Raw genomic sequence first — 17,743 nt, forward strand, 5'->3', positions numbered from 1 at the left:
GGATGGAGAGATTATCATGAGCAACATGCAGCAAAAAACAGACGTTATCTTAATTGGTGCAGGAATTATGAGTGCAACGTTAGGCTCATTACTAAAAGAATTAGCACCAGAATGGGAAATTAAAGTTTTTGAAAAACTCGCAAGTGCCGGGGAAGAAAGCTCTAACGAATGGAATAATGCAGGTACAGGGCATTCTGCGCTATGCGAACTGAACTATACTTCCGAAAAATCTGACGGATCTATAGATATTAGTAAGGCTGTAAAAGTGAATGAGCAATTCCAGCTTTCAAGACAATTTTGGGCATATCTTGTAAAGAGCAAATTAATTCGTAATCCACAAGATTTTATTATGCCACTACCTCATATGAGTTTAGTACAAGGGGAAAAAAATGTTGAATTTCTAAAAAACCGTTTTGAAGCGCTTTCAAAAAATCCACTGTTTCAAGGAATGGAATTTTCTGATGCTCCTGAAACATTAAAAAAATGGCTTCCACTCATTATGGAAGGCCGCACATCTAATGAACCGATGGCGGCAACGAAGATTGACTCTGGAACAGATGTTAACTTCGGTGCATTAACACGTATGTTGTTTGATTACTTAAAAACAAAAAATGTCGAGCTAAACTACAAGCATAGTGTCGAAAATATTAAGCGCACGAAAAATGGTTTGTGGGAAGTAAAAGTACACGATATGAATAGTGGTAAAATTGAGCATCATACTGCTAAATTCGTCTTTATTGGCGGTGGTGGCGGTAGTCTACCTCTACTTCAAAAGACTGGTATCCCTGAATCAAAGCATATCGGAGGATTCCCGGTAAGTGGACTATTTATGGTATGTAAAAACCAAAAAGTTGTAGAGCAACATCATGCGAAAGTATACGGTAAAGCTAAAGTTGGCGCTCCGCCAATGTCTGTACCTCATCTAGATACGAGATATATAGACAATAAAAAAGCTTTACTGTTTGGACCATTCGCAGGCTTCTCACCTAAATTCTTAAAAACTGGCTCAAACCTTGACTTAATCGGTTCTGTAAAACCGAATAACGTCTTAACGATGTTAGCTGCTGGTGTAAAAGAAATGGGACTTACAAAATACTTAATTCAGCAAGTTATGTTATCGCACGAAAAACGTATGGAAGAATTACGCGAATTCATTCCGAACGCGAAAAGTGAAGATTGGGATATTGTAGTTGCTGGACAACGTGTACAAGTAATTAAAGATACTGATGCTGGCGGTAAAGGAACACTTCAATTTGGTACAGAAGTAGTAAGTGCAGCTGACGGCTCAATCGCCGCATTACTAGGTGCATCACCAGGTGCTTCTACTGCTGTTCACGTCATGCTTGAAGTATTAGAAAAATGTTTCCCAAGCCGCATGGTAGAATGGGAAGAAAAAATAAAAGAAATGATTCCTTCATATGGCATTTCACTAACTGAAAATCCAAGATTGTTCCAAGATCTTCACACTTCGACTGGTCGTACACTTGGATTAAACGAAAAAGAAACTGTTCATAATTAATGAAGAAATTAAAAAACGTCCGATATATTCGGACGTTTTTTTGTCTACTAAAAATTATACTTATCAATATTATCTTTCGTAAATACAACTCGGTCTGGTAATACGATAATTCCGTTCCCTTCTGCCTCATAGTCATATCCTTGAATGGAGTTTGGCTCTACTTTCACTATTCCAATTCCTTTTACTTCAAAGCTATCCCCTACTTTTAACTTCTTCCCTTTTACAACAATTTCATTTGCTACATAAGTTGCCAACGCACCTTGCTGTTTGACATCCCATAATCCGAATTGTTGTACTGTTCCTCGTTTTACATAATCACGCATAACGTTCGGTGTAGAAAATCCAGTTACCACTACTTTTTTATCCATTTTTAAGTTTTCAGCTGCTTGCGCCATGGCTGGGAGTGCTGTTGCATCTGGACAAATAACTGCGTTAATATCTGGATACGTTTTTAATATGTTCTCCCCTACGGATAAAGATTTTTGTGCATTATTTTCACCGTACTGCGTCGTTACAATTTCCCAGTTCGGATATTTCTTTTTAATAATTTCTTTCGCTTTCGTTACCCATTGGTTTTGATCCGTTACTGTTGGACTAGAATAAAAGAACGCTACTTTCCCTTTATCTCCAATTTGCTTGGAAGTCATTTCAATTAATAAGTTAGCAAGTTGGTCTGGTGTCCCTTGACTTATATAAAAAGAACGGTCTTTGGGATTCACATCAGAATCCCACGTTAAGACAGTCATTCCTTTTTTCTTAGCACGTTGCAATGATTGCGATAAACCATCAACTGATGTAGAGGAAACCATAAGTGCATCATAATTTTGGTTAATAAAATTATTTATATACTTTACTTGCCCTGATACACTCGCTTCAGACGGCCCATCATATTTCACTTGTACGCCTAGCTTATCTCCCATCTCCTTTGCTCCTTCACCGCCCGATGTAAAGAAGCCAACTCCAGTTAATTTCGGGATAAATGCAAATTTCACATCATCCGCTTTTTTCTTATCTGCCGTTTGACTGGAACAAGCGATTAAACCTATTAAACAAATACATACAATCAATACAATCCCCAGTTTTCTCTTCATGACATTTCCCCCTTATGCCAACTCTGTCTTTTCCCCGCTAAAAATTGATGTAATTTGAAATGTCTCATAATAACTGAAAGAATAAGGATAATACCTATTACGACATTTGATTGTTCATTTGTTAAGCCTGTCATTTGTAGGCCATATTGCATAAGGCCTATAAAAATACTTGCAAGTACAGTACCGAAAATACTTCCTTTTCCACCTGTAATAAGTGTCCCGCCTAATACGACTGCTGTAATGATTGGTAATATTGTTTCACTTCCTATATCAGCACGTGCAGAACCGAAATATGCAGTTAAGAAAACTCCCCCTAATCCACCTCCTAACCCAGAAAGTATGTAAGCAATGATTACTACTTTCTTCGTCTTAATCCCGGTGTATTTTGCTGTATTTTCATTCGCACCTGTTAATTTTACGTAGCGTCCATATATCGTTCGGTGAAACAAAATTGTGTATACAATTGTTAATGAAATAAGTAACCATAATAAATTGGGTATTCCTATAAAACTACCATTTGCTAGTTGTACATAAGTATCAGGTAAACCGCTTATCCCTTCATATCCAGAAGCACCCGCCCCTCCTGAAATGACAAGCGCAATTCCTCCGTATAAAAACATCGTTCCGAGTGTAACGACTAGTGGTTCTACATCTGTCATTTTTATAATGAGTCCATTTAAAGCTCCTGCTAAACAACTAATTATTAGGGCGATTATGACAGCAAACAAAATAGGTATTCCGTTCATCCAAAGTACACCAATCAAGATCGAAGTGAGCCCCATTATTGATCCGACCGATACATCAATTCCTCCTGTTACAATAACGAAAGTCATTGGTATCGCCGCAATTGCGATAAATAGGAAATCATTTGTACTAAAAAGGAGATTACTAATATTTAAGAAATCACTATTTATAAAACTAAAAAGGATGAATTCTATAAGAAGTAATACAATTAGAACCCCTTCCCATCTATATAAATACTTCATAGATTCATCCTCCTTTTTGCCTTCCACTTTCTCATAACACTATCTAATATGATGATGAGTAATAATAAAAAGCCTGAAATGGCATTATTCCAAAATGCTGGTATTTTTAAAAAGACGAGTGAGCTGCTTATCACTTCTAGAAACAATGCTCCTAATGCGGCTCCAAATATAGAACCTGTTCCTCCTTTTAAATGAATTCCTCCTAGTACAGCGGCTGCGATTACTTGTAATTCTAATCCTGTACCTGTTTGATTTGGGACGAACCCGATATTCATAACAAATATGCAACCAGCGAGCGCAGCGCTTATGCCTGAAATCATAAACGCATATATCTTCACTTTATTAACAGGTATACCAATAAGCCTCGCGCCATCTTCATTATCACCTACCGCATAAAAGTATCTTCCCAATGGCACTTTTCTTAAAAAGAAGTATAGTAGTAGTAAAATAATAAAAACGAACCATACAGTTATAGGTAAACCAAGAATGATGATAGATGACAGCTGCTTAAAATCGTTTGGAATATCTTCAATCCACTTCCCGCCTGTGAAGATTAACATTGCACCTCTAACAATTCCTAGCATCCCTAATGTCATAATAATGGCTGGTACCCGAAACTTTGCAACGCCAATCCCGTTTATGAAACCGATAATAGCACCAAGCATTATCGCAGCAAGAATTGACATGAATGCATTATACCCGTTCGTTAACAACATCCCGCAAACTGCCGCGCTTAATCCCATAATTGAGCCAACTGATACGTCTATATTTTTCGTAAATAAAACGAACGATTGGCCAATTGCTAGAACGACTAAAATAACGCTTGATTTCATCAGTAAAGATAACGAGTTAAATTGAATAAAACTAGGGTTTATCATTCCTACAATAGCTATATAAATTAGTAGTAACAGTATGATAGACGTTTCATGCATTTTTAACATATGTTTCATTCCGCTACACCTCCGTATGCAAGGCGTGTAACTTCATTCACACTCAGTTGTTCTTTTTCCATATGAGAAACAAATCGCCCATTTCTCATTACATATACACGGTTTACTAATTGGACAATTTCTTCAACATCTGAAGAGATTAATAAAATTGCGAGTCCTTCCCTTTTCATTTTTTTTATCGTCTCATACACTTCAAGCCTTGCTTTCGCATCAATTCCGCGAGTCGGCTCATCAAGAATAATAATTTTAGGATTACATGCAAGATACTTCGCAAGCACGACCTTCTGCTGATTACCTCCTGATAAAGATGCCAGTTCTTTATTCATATTCTGTACAACAATTCGGAACTGTTCTATAAACGAATTAACTAAAGCGCTTTCTTTTTCTTGATTTATAAAAAAGCGATTATTTTGATATAAACTTGCTGCTGCAATATTTTCTTTAACAGAAGCAATTGAGAAAATTCCATTTCTCGCCCTATCTTCCGGCACATAAACGAGCCCTTCACTTAGTCTTTTATGCAAAGAACATGTATCAATTGATTTTCCTTCTAATAAAATAGAACCTGATTTTATAGCTTTCAATCCGAATATCGCTTCCGCTAATTCCGTTCTGCCAGATCCTATAATGCCAGCAACACCTACAACCTCACCCGCATGTACAGTGAATGATATATTTTCGAATGCGTGACCATTTATATCAACCACTTCTAATATTTTTTTCGTCTTTGCTGTCTCTTGAACTACTTCTATTTTCTCTTTCTGTTTATATCCTTTTGGCAATAGTCCCTCCATCAGCATGTCATATGTATAGTCACATACATCACCTTGGCTTACAACCATTCCATCACGTAGTATTGCTACTTTGTTGGCAATTTCAAAGATTTCTGGAAAACGATGCGTAATATAAATCATCCCAATTCCTTTTTCTTGTAAACTTTTCATCAACACAAAAAGACTCTTAATTTCGTGTGTTGTTAATGTCGATGTTGGCTCATCTAGAATAAGAATCTCAGCTTCTCTTATTAATCCTCTAACGATTTCTACTAACTGTTGTTGCGCAATCGATAATGTTCCTCCTAGTTTATTAAGGTCAATATCCCATCCTAAGCTGCTAATCAATTGCTGAATCTGTACTTTTAGTTTCTTTTTCTTTTCTTTTAACCCGATACATATATTTTCTTCAATGGTCATATGCGGAAAAATGAGCGGTTCTTGTGGTATTAAATAAATCCCTTCTTGGTGTGCTTCTTTTGGATTTACAAACTGCTGTCTCTTTCCTTTCACATACATTTCTCCACTATCATACGAATATAACCCCGTTAATATTTTCATTAATGTCGATTTCCCGGCGCCATTGCCACCAACTAAAGCGTATATATCACCATGCTCTACTTGTAAGTTCACTTCCTTTAGCACAAGTTGATTCGAAAACGCCTTACTCATTTTCTTCACTTGTAATAAGGGCACATTCTCCACATGATGTCACCTGCCTCTATCCAGAACATTTTTTGAGAAAATGATTATTTGTTCTACTTGTTTTGTAGCATTGTATATTCCTTTTTTCATATCTAGAACACTTTTTTCAATGTGCTATTAATCGTTTCAACTGGAATAAACAAAATATATGCTACATATGTTTAAGCATTGGTCAATTGTTGAAAGGGATGAAGAGTATGTCACAGCTGAACTTTGAAGAAAATTTATTAACTAAAGTAGCCTGGTACTATTATAAAGATCAATTAACACAACAAGAGATTGCTTCACTTCTTCATATTTCAAGAAATAAAGTCGTCCGGTTATTAGATAAGGCACGCAGTGAAGGTATCGTTACATTTCACGTAAAAGGAACCGGTTTGCATTGCTTGAGCATTGAACGTGACTTAATGAAAAAGTTCCACTTGAAAGATGCCTTTATTATCCCTACTCCAATAGACAATTATGCTACTTCTCTCGGAAAAGCCGCTGCACAATATTTAGAGACTCATCTCCAACAAGGTGATTTACTCGGCATCGGCTGGGGTGAAACAATAAGTAAAATGCTAGAAAACATTCATTTTGAAAGTTCTATTAATCTTTCATTCGTAACGCTAACAGGCGGAGTAAACCACTATCTTCCAAGAAAACAAAACTATTTACACTACATGCAAGGTGATCTTCATATTATTCCTACTCCTTTTCTAGCATCTTCTACTGAAATGGCACAAAGTATTTTATCAGAACCAAGTGTGAAAGATATGCTTCATGTCGCTTCACTTGCACATACGGCAGTTGTCGGTATTGGCGGGTTATCTCAAGACGCTACGATTGTAAAAAAAGAAAAATTAACGCTACGTGAAATGACATATATTCGAAGTCAAAACGGGGCGGGCGATATTTTAGGACAGTTTTATAATACGAATGGTGATTTATTAGAGCTCTCGCATCATAATCGTCTAATTGGCACACCACTTACGATTCTTCGCAGCATGAAGCATGTCATTGGTGTGGCTGGAGGTACTCAAAAGATAGATGCCATTTATGGGGCTTTAAAAGGGAAATTTATTCATACATTAATTACTGATGAAGAAACTGCGCTCTCCTTATTAAGAAAGGAAGGTGATTCTTAATGTCTACTTTATTAGCTTTCGATGCTGGTACAGGAAGCATTCGAGCTGTTCTCTTTGATTTACATGGCAATCAAATTGCAGTAAGCCAAAAAGAATGGGTTCATAAAACTGATCCTCGTTACCCCGGTTCTATGAATTTTGATGAAAAAGAAAACTGGCAACTTGTACAACAGTGTACGAAAGAAGTTCTGCAAAAAAGTAATATACTTCCCTCTTCTATTCAAGCTATTAGCGCTACAAGTATGCGAGAAGGTTTTGTTTTATATGATAAAAATGGGCAAGAAATATGGGCATGTGCAAATGTTGATGGCCGTGCATCCGCTGAAGTTAGTGAGCTAAAAGAAATCCGCTCACATCTTGAAGAAGATTTATACAGAAAATCTGGGCAAACTTTTTCATTGGGTGCTTTACCACGTCTACTTTGGATTAAAAAACATGAACCAGACATCTACAACAATATTCAATCCTTTTCGATGTTAAATGATTGGATTTTGTATAAATTAAGCGGCGTACTGCAAATCGATCCTTCCAACGGTTGTACGTCCGGAATCTTTGATTTACAAAATAGAAATTGGGATAACGAAGTCGCTAAAGAATGTGGTATAACGTTGCCATTTTCACCAAAAGTAAATGAAGCTGGCACTGTAATTGGTAATGTTACAAAAGAGTGTGCAGCACTAACTGGTTTACTTGAAGGGATTCCTGTCGTCGCTGGTGGCGGTGATGCTCAAATGGCAGCACTCGGGACTGGAGTCGTAAAGCCAAATCAAACTTTAATATGCGGCGGCAGCTTTTGGCAACAGGAAGTGAATATTACAGAGTCAACAACGGATCCAAATGCTGCAATTCGAGTAAATTGTCACGTCGTTCCGAACCTTTGGCAATATGAAACGATTGCCTTTTTCCCTGGCCTCGTTATGCGTTGGTTTCGAGACGCTTTTTGCCAAGAAGAAAAAAAGTTCGCTGAAAAACTCGGTGTAGACGCTTATGAATTATTAGAAGAACAAGCGAAAGACGTACCTGTCGGTTCATATGGTATTATCCTTACTTTTTCAAACATTATGAACTACATTTCTTGGCGTCATGCCGCACCTTCATTCTTAAATTTAAGTTTAGACGCTGACAAATGCGGAAAAAAGGAAATGTTCCGTGCTATTGAAGAAAATGCGGCCTTCGTTACACTTGGAAACTTAAAACTAATTGAAAATCTTACTGGTACATTCCCTTCTGAAGTTGTTTTTGCTGGCGGTGCCGCTAAAGGGAAACTATGGCCACAAATTCTATCAGACGTACTCGGCATTCCTGTAAAAGTACCAGTTGTGAAAGAAGCGGCTGCTTTAGGAACTGCAATTGCTGCTGGAGTTGGCGCTGGCATATATTCATCTATGGAAGAGACTGCCGAACAATTTGTACAGTGGGAAAATACATTTGAACCAGTCACTGAAAATCACGAGCTATACAAAGAATTCTATGAAACATGGAAAACCGTGTATAGCAGTCAGCTCGCTTTAGCTGATAAAGGACTTACAACACATATGTGGATTGCACCTGGTGCACTGTAACACATTACATAAAGGAGTGAACTGTATGTTAAAAGCGAATGAAAATGACTTCTCCTATCGCTTCGGTGATAACGGGCCGAAATATTTAATACAAGGTCCAAATATTGATCTTGGCCTTGTTGTCATTCAGCCTGGGCAAGAATTTCAAAATCATTACCATACAACGTGTGAAGAAGTTTTTTATGCGTTAGAAGGTGAAATAGACTTCTATGTAAATAACGAAAGAGTTCCGATTAAACAAGGTGATGTCCTGCAAGTTCGCCCTCATGAATCTCACTATCTGATTAACCATTCTGACAAACCTTTTAAAGCTGTTTTTATAAAGTCACCACATTTACCAAATAAAGATACGGTACAAACGGAAAATCCAACATTAACGAAGGAGTGATTTTGAATGACTTGGGGATTTAAAAATCGATTAAATACAATTTTACCTGATGGTAGAGCGGTTATGTTAGCAATAGATCACGGCTACTTTTTAGGGCCAATTCACGGGCTAGAACAACCACTTGAAACAGTTAAAAACTTACTTCCTTATACAGACTCCCTCTTTTTAACACGCGGTGTACTTAGCTCCTGTATTCCTGAAAACTGCAGCACACCAATGGTTATGCGTGTATCCGGTGGCGCTACTGTCGTCGGTAAAGATTTAGCGAATGAAACAATTGTTACACCTGTGAAGGAAGCAGTGAAGCAAAACGCAATTGGCGTTGGCGTTTCTGTTTTTGTCGGATCAGACTATGAAACACAAACTGTTACAAATCTCGCAAATGTAGTTTCTGAAGCTCATGATTACGGCCTACCAGTACTCGGCATTACCGCAGTCGCAAAGGAATTACAAAAACGTGAAGCTCGCTTTCTAGCACTTGCTTCCCGCGTATGTGTTGAAATGGGTGCTGATATTATTAAAACGTATTACTGCGAAGGATTCGAAAAAATAACGAGCACATGCCCTGCCCCAGTCGTCATCGCGGGCGGCCCAAAACTAGATTCAATTGAAGACGCATTAAACATTACGTACAATGCATTGCAAGAAGGCGCTATCGGAGTAGACATGGGCCGAAACATATGGCAATCCGAGCACCCAGCTGCGATGATTCAAGCAATACATGGTATTGTGAAGAATAGATTGAATGTGAAAGAGGCGCTTGAACTTTATGATGATGTGAAGAATTAATGTAAAAAGACAGACTATTTATTAGTCTGTCTTTTTTACTTTACAGTGAAACTTTCTTAATTCGTCTTCTAATATGATACATACTTAAATTTTATACACCTTCAAATGATTACTCTTGGTGATTACTATTAAGCTTTGAAACTTTCTTACCTTCTCTATAATCAAGACAAGACACTTCAATTAATAAGCCATTAAATACTGTAAAATAAAAACCATAACTACTACCTCGCATCGAATAAGGTTCCTTATCTATTTCAATGCCGCCTGCTACTAAACGATTATACGCTTGATCAACTTCATTTGAAGTATCCACTAAAAAACCAATATGAAAAGCTTCCGGATACGTAACTTCCTTATTCCCTTTAAATGCTTTTGGATCACTTAGCACAAGTATAAATCCACTCTCATCACTCATAACTACAAGTGCTTTCCCTTTTTGTTCCAAAAATTGAAAATCAAAAAATGTTTCAAAGAAATGTCTCGCTTCTGATAAGTCATCAACACATAAATTTAAATGATTCAGCTTCATGTACTCATCTCCTTTTAAACAGAAGGTATATAGACTCATTTTCATAACACTTAAATATGTAAGGCAAGATATTCAAGCGTTCCATCTAAGACTATGCTTTATAAGTCTAATATTTTTTTCTATAGCCTAGAACGTTTTTTAAATGAATGAAAGATTTTCTATCATTCCCATCCCCCCAGTAATAAAAAAAGATGATACATGTTTGCTTTTACAACATGTATCATCTACTTATATATTACGACTGCTGATAAGCCGCTTTCGATGATTTTACATAATAAACTGCATGATCCACATTAATAATATGATCTGGTTTTGGTTTACCACGGCCTGCTCTATGTCCAGCTAAGTGTTCTTCACTTGTTTCCCAGTTTTTCCATGCTTCTTCAGATTCCCAGCGAATCATTACGACAACTTCTTCGTCGCCGCGTCTTACTTTTTTCACAAGAACACTTAAATCGATGAAGCCTTCAAATTTTTCAATAATACCTTCTCCAGTGAAACGTTCTACAACTATATTTGATGTACCTTCTTTTACTGTAAATGTTTTCGTTTCGATAAACATATATCCCACTCCCTCTTTGTTATACGAATACTAGTATTCTTCTATTATAATTGATTATGATAATTATTTTCAATTGTAAAGTTTTAATTTTTTGAATTATGCTGATTTCTTTTCTATCGCCTCATCTAAAAATTTGAAATATGGAAGTAACATCCCTATTAAAGATGTAACACATATAATTGCACCGATGATTACATATAGCGCTCTTACTCCCCACATTTCACTCAATATTCCCCCTACTAACACACCTAATGGCATAGCGGATCGTATAAAAAATAAACGCACTGAAAATACTTGTCCTATCATATTATTTGGGACGGTTTGTTGGCATATTGTCGTGTTATGAACATTGAAAAATGCAATACAAATCCCTGCTATTACTTCAATTATTATTGCAATGATAATACTATGATTGAATCCTAATGAAATGTATGTGAGTCCCCCTATAAACAATCCTCCGAGCATAAGTATACGCCGGCTTTTATATGTTACTTTTCCGACTAGTATAGATCCAACTACATAGCCAAGTGGGAATCCGGCCATAAAATAACCATATTCCGCATATCCCGCTGATAGCTCGTCTTTTATATAAGGAAGATTTGTGACCATCGTTACCCCAACTCCAAATTGCACGAAAGTAAGAAATATACCGAGCCAAACGATGATTGGTTTTGTGAAAAAATATGTAAAACCGTGAAGAAATTGTTCTAGCCACGTTTTCCGAATAGGTTGCGACGTTCTATTTTCTTTTATATAAAATAAGAAAGCACCACTAACAAATAGACAAATACATACGAAAGATAATGTAAGTTCTGTTCCAATCAAATGAATGACTACTCCGCCTAATACTGGCGCAAGAAACATCATAAGGCGAGTCATTCCATCAATGTACGCATTTGCATCTTGAAGTTGTTCTTTCCCTACAATGCTCGGTGTAATTGCTTGACTTGCAGGTGTATAAAGTGGTGTAATAAGTCCTACTACAATTTGAACAACATAAATGTGCCAAACTTCTATACTACCTGTAACTAGCATCACCAAAGGTAATAAGAATACGGACGCTCGTATCCATTGTGAACAAATCATAATCCACTTCCGGCTCCATTTATCAATAAATGGGCCACTTATTAATTGCAATATGAGTGATGGGATGAAATATAATAGCCACATACTACTTAAAGCCATTTCCGATCCTGTTAATTCATATACTAGAATTGAATTACATAACGTTCCGAAAGCCCCTCCTAATTCTGAGATTGCACTACCAATCCACATAAAAAAGAAAGAACGATTTTTCAATACACTCTTCACTATAGCTCACCAACTTTTCTCTTAAATTCCTCCCTTTATGTACATTCTTGTTGCATATTATCTATTCAAAAACGCTTCTAATTCTTTTGCTAACGACTGTACTGCTTTCTTCCTTAATACATATTTTCCGTCATGTATATCAACTAACTTCGCTGCACGTAACAATTTCAAATGATGGTGTACTGTCGATTTTCCAAGCTGCAATCTTTCCGTTATTTCCTGTAAAGTACGTTCTTTTTCAAACAACATTTTTACAATTCGCAATCTCGCTTCATCCCCAAGAGCCTTATGTTTTTGAACTAAAAAATAATTCGGCTCATACGGATCTTCGGGATGAATGCTTTCATTCGCAACTGGATAATGAAATACTTTCGTATCTTCAATATCTGCTTCAATATTCCACGGTCTGTACGTCATTTGCGGAATAAGAAGTACGTGATGAACACTTGGCTCTGGCATATAGTTCACTCCGCCAGTCGCCCATTCGACAAACTCTTCCGGCTTCATCTTTTTATTCATTTCATTTTTTGCTTCATAATCTCGTTTTAATATAGAAAATATTTCTTCTTCCTCTTTCTTAATTACACTCTCATACCAACCTGTCATAACAGCAATTAAATGAGATTTCAGCACTTGTACATCTACATCACATATAAAGCGAATATAAGTAGAATAAAACTGATGATCATCTGTTAGTTCCTTTAGTTCGTGTATTGCACATACAACTCCGGTTGCAGCTAAACGTCTTTTCTCTTCATACTTCTCTCCTAAAAACGGTAAACATATATACTTCAAATCTTCTTCTGAAAGTGAATCGATTTTAGCATGAAACTGCGATAAATCCTGAAAATCCTCTTCATACAACAACTGAAGCAATGCTTTCCACGTATTATGTTCTTCTACAAACTGTAAGTGTTCTCTCATCTCATTTGTTAATGATTGTCTAATTCCTTCCCATTCACTTTCAGTCTTTTCAAGTGTATCAATTAACCTTTTATGAGTAATTGCTGCAATGCCAAGTGCACATTCGAAAAGTATCGAATATTTCACCTGAACGTTGTATGTTTCCCTCTTTTTACTCTTTATGTGATAGACCTCCATTTTTATCCCCTCCTTGTTTGCTATGTATTAAATTCTATTTTTATCGAATTTTACCTTCTATTCTTTTAGAATTTGCAAAAATATAAATTAAACCACATTCATTCTAAATTAAGAAGAATAAGAGCTTTTTTATATACAAATAATAAAGCTCAAGGAGTGGTTGACATGCATTTCATATTAAATATGTTAGGGATTTTCGTTGTCATATTAATCGTTTTCTTATGTTCGCCTAATAAAAAACATATAAAATGGAGACCAATTGTAATCCTCATCATATTGGAGCTTTTTATTACGTGGTTTATGTTGGGCACAAAGCTAGGCAGTATTATCATTAATAAAATTGCGTCATTTTTCAGTTGGCTACTGGCATGTGCGAATGAAGGAATTCGATTTGCATTTCCTTCCGCTATGGACAGTCCACACATTGATTTCTTCTTTAGCGCGTTACTTCCTATCATTTTTGTTATCACGTTCTTTGATATTCTTTCTTATTTTGGAATCTTAACTTGGATTATTGATAAAGTAGGTGCAGTTATTTCAAAGATTTCTCGTTTACCAAAGTTAGAAAGTTTCTTTTCGATTCAAATGATGTTTTTAGGAAACACCGAAGCACTTGCGGTTGTTCGTGATCAATTATCTGTTTTAAAAGAAAATCGATTATTAACTTTTGGAATTATGAGTATGAGTAGCGTTAGCGGATCCATTCTTGGTGCTTATTTATCAATGGTTCCAGCAACATATATTTTCAGTGCAATCCCATTAAACTGTATTAACGCATTAATTTTAGCCAATGTATTAAATCCTGTGGAAGTTTCGAAAGAAGAAGACGTTGTTTACACACCTTCCAAACATGAAAAAAAGGATTTCTTTTCTACTATTTCAAACAGTATGTTAGTCGGGATGAATATGGTTATCGTTATTTTAGCCATGGTAATTGGATATGTAGCTTTAACAGCATGTTTAAATGGGATTTTAGGCTTTTTTGTAACGGGGTTAACAATTCAAAAAATCTTCTCCATTATCTTTAGTCCTTTTGCATTTTTACTCGGTTTATCAGGCAGTGATGCTATGTACGTAGCTGAATTAATGGGGATCAAAATAACGACGAATGAATTTGTTGCAATGATGGATTTAAAATCAAACTTAAAGTCGCTACAACCGCATACGGTTGCGGTTGCAACGACATTTCTAGCTTCTTTTGCTAACTTTAGTACAGTAGGTATGATTTACGGAACTTACAATTCATTATTTGGCGGAGAAAAATCATCAGTCATCGGTAAAAATGTTTGGAAGCTTCTTGTTAGCGGGATGGCTGTTTCTTTATTAAGTGCTATGCTCGTTGGGCTATTTGTATGGTAAATAATTTTTATAATAAAAGACACTCAGGCCAATTGAGTGTCTTTTATTATTATTTTCGAATTTGTCCATTTCCACGAATCACATATTTTGTAGAAGTTAATGCTGGAAGCCCCATTGGTCCTCTTACGTGTAACTTTTGTGTACTGATACCAATTTCCGCTCCGAATCCAAATTCGGATCCATCTGTAAAACGAGTCGATGCATTATGATAAAGTGCCGCGGCATCTACAGAAGTAAAAAACTTGCTGACGTTTTCCTCGTTTTCAGTAATAATTGCTTCAGAATGCATAGATCCATACGTATTTATATGATGAATCGCTTCTTCAACAGTGGAAACCACTTTCACTGCTAGTGTAAGAGATAAAAATTCTGTCCCCCAGTCTTCTTCTGAAGCAAGTACAATTGAAGAATCCATTGCAAATGCTTTTTGATCACCACGTAGCTCCACGCCTCTACCCTTCAAAGAAGAAAACAACTCGCTACCATATTTCTCTGCCCACTTCTCATGAAGAACAATCGTTTCAATCGCATTACATACAGATGGACGCTGCGTTTTTGCATTTATAATAATATCCAATGCCATTTGTTTATCCGCTGTTTCATCAATGAAAATATGACAATTTCCCGCACCTGTTTCAAGTACTGGAACAGACGCTTCTCTCACAACAGTATCGATTAATTGTTTGCCACCTCTTGGAATAAGAACGTCTAGATAATCCTTCATTGTAAACAACTGCTTTGCGCTATCTCGCGTTGTATCTTCTATAAGCTGGACGCTTTCTTGAGGTAAGCTTGTTTGTTTGAGCGCCCTGTGAATAACGGCAACGATCGCTTTATTAGAATGAATAGCAGAAGAACTACCACGTAATATGACTGCGTTTCCTGTTTTCAAACAAATTGTAGCAGCATCCACTGTTACATTCGGTCTTGCCTCATAAATCATCCCAACAACACCAAGTGGTACGCGCATTTCCTGAATAGATAGTCCATTTGGCCTTTCCCATGCACTTACACATTCTCCTACAGGATCACGTAATTCAATTAGCTGCTTAATCCCTTCTGTCATATCAACAATACGCTGTTCATTCAGCATAAGGCGATCAATGAGAGAATCAGAAAACCCTTTTGCCTTACCTTCTTCTATATCCCGTTTGTTTTCCTCTAAAATATAAGCTGTTTCACTTATTAATTGATTTGCAATTGCAGCAAGTGCTTCGTTTTTTTGATTTGTAGATTTTAGTACAAGTTCCCTAACAACCTCTTTTGCTTTTATCCCCTTTGCCAACACTTCATTCATTTTTATTTCCTCCTTTTTAAAGTGAAACCCAATGATCCCTATGGATGACTTCATAACTATGTCTCTCGCCTCTTACTTGAATATCTTGGCTTTGCATACCTTTTACATCTCTTAGTTCCTCTGCACTATATGTGCATTGTCCTTTTCCTATTACGCGCCCTTGTTGCGTTACAACCTCTACAACTTCACCCACTTGGAAAAATCCTGATACATTCGTAACACCAGCTGGAAGTAAACTCTTACCATGCTGAATGATGGCAGTAGCTGCCCCAGCATCTACTTCAATTTGTCCGCTAACAAGCGAATGCAAGGCAATCCATTGCTTGTTCATCTTCATTTCTTTTTGAGGAGCATTACCGACATACGTTCCGTCACCCTTACCCTTCAAAACATCTACAAACTTTTCCTGCCCACGTCCTGTTCCGATAAATACACTCACACCAAGAGAGAGTGCTGTCTTTGCAGCATCGATTTTTGATTTCATACCGCCAGTCCCAAGTTTTGAGCCAGCATCTCCTGCAAGAGAAGAAATTTCTTCCGTAACTTCAGGAAGAAAATAATATTTTTTTGCATCCGCATTTTTCTGAGGATTTTTGTCATATAACCCGTTCACATCTGTAAAGATCATAAGCATATCCGCCGAAACAAGCCCGCTTACTAAAGCTGACAGCATATCATTATCACCGAACGTCAGCTCCTCTAAAGAGATGGAATCATTTTCATTAATAATTGGAAGAGCGGAACGGTTTAATAATTCTCCTAACGTAGCGTAAGCATTACTATACTGTTCTTTTCTAGAAAAATCACTTCTCGTCAACAAAAGTTGCGCAGTAACGATGCCATATTTACGGAATTCCTCCGTGTACGCCTGCATTAACAAACTTTGTCCGACAGCTGCTGCAGCCTGTTTCCCTTTAATCGTTACAGGTCTGCTAGGATATCCTAGCGCTGAAAACCCTGCAGCAACGGCTCCAGATGTAATTAACACAACCTCGTGCCCATCAGCTTTCAACCGAGCCAATGCGGCAACGTGATCTGAAAGCTGTTCTGTAGAGATGCCTACATGACTATCTGCCAAGGAACTACTTCCAATCTTTACAACAATTCGTTGTTTTTTCACTTTTTTATCCCCCAAGTCTAAAATCAAAGTTTTTATAATTTACACTTCATTCACTTTGCAACTATATCTATTCTCATCAATGCTGCACTGAATTATTTAAGAGCAAAATAAAAATGACCGCTTCGCCCTTAATAAAATAAAAAGGACGAAACGGTCATTGTTCCGCGGTACCACCTTAATTGATATACATAGATATCCACTTGGTGCCTATAACGCAGGCGAACGCCTAAACTTTCATTTAAGACTCAGGGATAGGTTCGATACATTCTATACGAGGAATCTTTCAGCCGGTGAATTCCACTCTCTTTCGCAAGAAGACATATGTACTAATTCCCTTCAACGATTTTCAATCTAATTTTTTTATATTATGCGATATAGTTCGATTCGGTGTCAAGAGGTATCTTAAAAAATAAATAGAGCCACAAGTTACTTGTATGAAATTATTGCCCTACTGAATGAAAATACAAATTGATATAAGTTTAACTCATATTCATAAACATAAAACCTTAAATTATAGTGTATATATTTACATAATGTCGAATATAATTAATTTTTATCTTTTAGTGTTGCA

Annotated in this window: 16 protein-coding genes and 1 other annotated feature; of the genes, 6 read left to right on the top strand and 10 right to left on the bottom strand. The window is 36.7% G+C overall.

Annotated elements, in window-relative coordinates; all coding sequences use genetic code 11:
* Nucleotides 1-16 precede the first annotated feature (16 nt).
* Nucleotides 17-1,519, top strand: a complete 1,503-nt coding sequence (locus AC3EMB_RS14605) for a malate:quinone oxidoreductase (protein ID WP_000069161.1) — start codon at nucleotides 17-19, stop codon at nucleotides 1,517-1,519.
* A 47-nt stretch (nucleotides 1,520-1,566) separates the two neighbouring features.
* Here AC3EMB_RS14605 and lsrB read toward each other — a convergent pair whose 3' ends face one another.
* The 4 genes from lsrB to AC3EMB_RS14625 are packed head-to-tail and all read right to left on the bottom strand — an operon-like array spanning nucleotide 1,567 to nucleotide 6,024.
* The gene (gene lsrB, locus AC3EMB_RS14610) at nucleotides 1,567-2,610 is read right to left on the bottom strand and encodes an autoinducer 2 ABC transporter substrate-binding protein LsrB (protein ID WP_069355819.1); all 1,044 of its coding nucleotides are present in this window, start codon (nucleotides 2,608-2,610) and stop codon (nucleotides 1,567-1,569) included.
* Nucleotides 2,607-3,596: an ABC transporter permease gene (locus tag AC3EMB_RS14615; protein ID WP_000876510.1), complete on the bottom strand. Its 990-nt coding sequence runs from the start codon at nucleotides 3,594-3,596 to the stop codon at nucleotides 2,607-2,609. The genes lsrB and AC3EMB_RS14615 overlap by 4 nt, the downstream gene beginning before the upstream one ends.
* Nucleotides 3,593-4,546 (bottom strand): ABC transporter permease subunit, encoded by a 954-nt coding sequence (locus AC3EMB_RS14620; RefSeq protein ID WP_000682140.1) that lies wholly within the window; start codon nucleotides 4,544-4,546, stop codon nucleotides 3,593-3,595. Before AC3EMB_RS14620 ends, AC3EMB_RS14615 begins: the two co-directional genes overlap by 4 nt.
* On the bottom strand, nucleotides 4,543-6,024 hold the full coding sequence (locus AC3EMB_RS14625; protein ID WP_168410570.1) for an ATP-binding cassette domain-containing protein: 1,482 nt from the start codon (nucleotides 6,022-6,024) through the stop codon (nucleotides 4,543-4,545). Before AC3EMB_RS14625 ends, AC3EMB_RS14620 begins: the two co-directional genes overlap by 4 nt.
* A gap of 179 nt (nucleotides 6,025-6,203) precedes the next feature.
* On the opposite strand from AC3EMB_RS14625, the gene AC3EMB_RS14630 reads away from it, so the two are divergent.
* The 4 genes from AC3EMB_RS14630 to lsrF are packed head-to-tail and all read left to right on the top strand — an operon-like array spanning nucleotide 6,204 to nucleotide 9,893.
* The gene (locus AC3EMB_RS14630) at nucleotides 6,204-7,154 is read left to right on the top strand and encodes a sugar-binding transcriptional regulator (RefSeq protein ID WP_141241028.1); all 951 of its coding nucleotides are present in this window, start codon (nucleotides 6,204-6,206) and stop codon (nucleotides 7,152-7,154) included.
* Nucleotides 7,154-8,716 (top strand): autoinducer-2 kinase, encoded by a 1,563-nt coding sequence (gene lsrK / locus AC3EMB_RS14635; protein ID WP_098126206.1) that lies wholly within the window; start codon nucleotides 7,154-7,156, stop codon nucleotides 8,714-8,716. Before AC3EMB_RS14630 ends, lsrK begins: the two co-directional genes overlap by 1 nt.
* Before the next feature lie 25 nt (nucleotides 8,717-8,741).
* Complete coding sequence (locus AC3EMB_RS14640; RefSeq protein ID WP_000909986.1) at nucleotides 8,742-9,104, top strand: cupin domain-containing protein; 363 nt, start codon at nucleotides 8,742-8,744, stop codon at nucleotides 9,102-9,104.
* 6 nt (nucleotides 9,105-9,110) lie between these two features.
* Nucleotides 9,111-9,893, top strand: coding sequence for a 3-hydroxy-5-phosphonooxypentane-2,4-dione thiolase (gene lsrF / locus AC3EMB_RS14645; RefSeq protein WP_000219785.1), 783 nt, complete (start codon nucleotides 9,111-9,113; stop codon nucleotides 9,891-9,893).
* Between the two features lie 109 nt (nucleotides 9,894-10,002).
* Here lsrF and AC3EMB_RS14650 read toward each other — a convergent pair whose 3' ends face one another.
* The 4 genes from AC3EMB_RS14650 to AC3EMB_RS14665 form a co-directional block, all read right to left on the bottom strand.
* Nucleotides 10,003-10,422, bottom strand: a complete 420-nt coding sequence (locus tag AC3EMB_RS14650; RefSeq protein WP_000773084.1) for a VOC family protein — start codon at nucleotides 10,420-10,422, stop codon at nucleotides 10,003-10,005.
* 235 nt (nucleotides 10,423-10,657) lie between these two features.
* The gene (gene hmoA, locus AC3EMB_RS14655; RefSeq protein ID WP_000469496.1) at nucleotides 10,658-10,984 is read right to left on the bottom strand and encodes a heme-degrading monooxygenase HmoA; all 327 of its coding nucleotides are present in this window, start codon (nucleotides 10,982-10,984) and stop codon (nucleotides 10,658-10,660) included.
* Nucleotides 10,985-11,080: 96 nt separating this feature from the next.
* On the bottom strand, nucleotides 11,081-12,295 hold the full coding sequence (locus tag AC3EMB_RS14660; protein ID WP_000843810.1) for an MFS transporter: 1,215 nt from the start codon (nucleotides 12,293-12,295) through the stop codon (nucleotides 11,081-11,083).
* A gap of 57 nt (nucleotides 12,296-12,352) precedes the next feature.
* A complete protein-coding gene (locus tag AC3EMB_RS14665) occupies nucleotides 12,353-13,396 on the bottom strand; it encodes an ArsR/SmtB family transcription factor (RefSeq protein WP_048565498.1) in 1,044 nt (347 codons plus the stop codon).
* 165 nt (nucleotides 13,397-13,561) lie between these two features.
* Between AC3EMB_RS14665 and AC3EMB_RS14670 the strand changes: the two genes are divergently transcribed.
* Complete coding sequence (locus tag AC3EMB_RS14670; protein WP_000545482.1) at nucleotides 13,562-14,755, top strand: NupC/NupG family nucleoside CNT transporter; 1,194 nt, start codon at nucleotides 13,562-13,564, stop codon at nucleotides 14,753-14,755.
* Between the two features lie 49 nt (nucleotides 14,756-14,804).
* Here AC3EMB_RS14670 and AC3EMB_RS14675 read toward each other — a convergent pair whose 3' ends face one another.
* Nucleotides 14,805-16,052, bottom strand: a complete 1,248-nt coding sequence (locus AC3EMB_RS14675) for a glutamate-5-semialdehyde dehydrogenase (RefSeq protein ID WP_001006624.1) — start codon at nucleotides 16,050-16,052, stop codon at nucleotides 14,805-14,807.
* A 16-nt stretch (nucleotides 16,053-16,068) separates the two neighbouring features.
* Complete coding sequence (gene proB / locus AC3EMB_RS14680; protein ID WP_097822376.1) at nucleotides 16,069-17,172, bottom strand: glutamate 5-kinase; 1,104 nt, start codon at nucleotides 17,170-17,172, stop codon at nucleotides 16,069-16,071.
* Nucleotides 17,173-17,310: 138 nt separating this feature from the next.
* Nucleotides 17,311-17,521, bottom strand: a binding site (T-box leader).
* Nucleotides 17,522-17,743: the final 222 nt, after the last annotated feature.

This window comes from Bacillus sp. LQ16 (genome assembly GCF_057784645.1).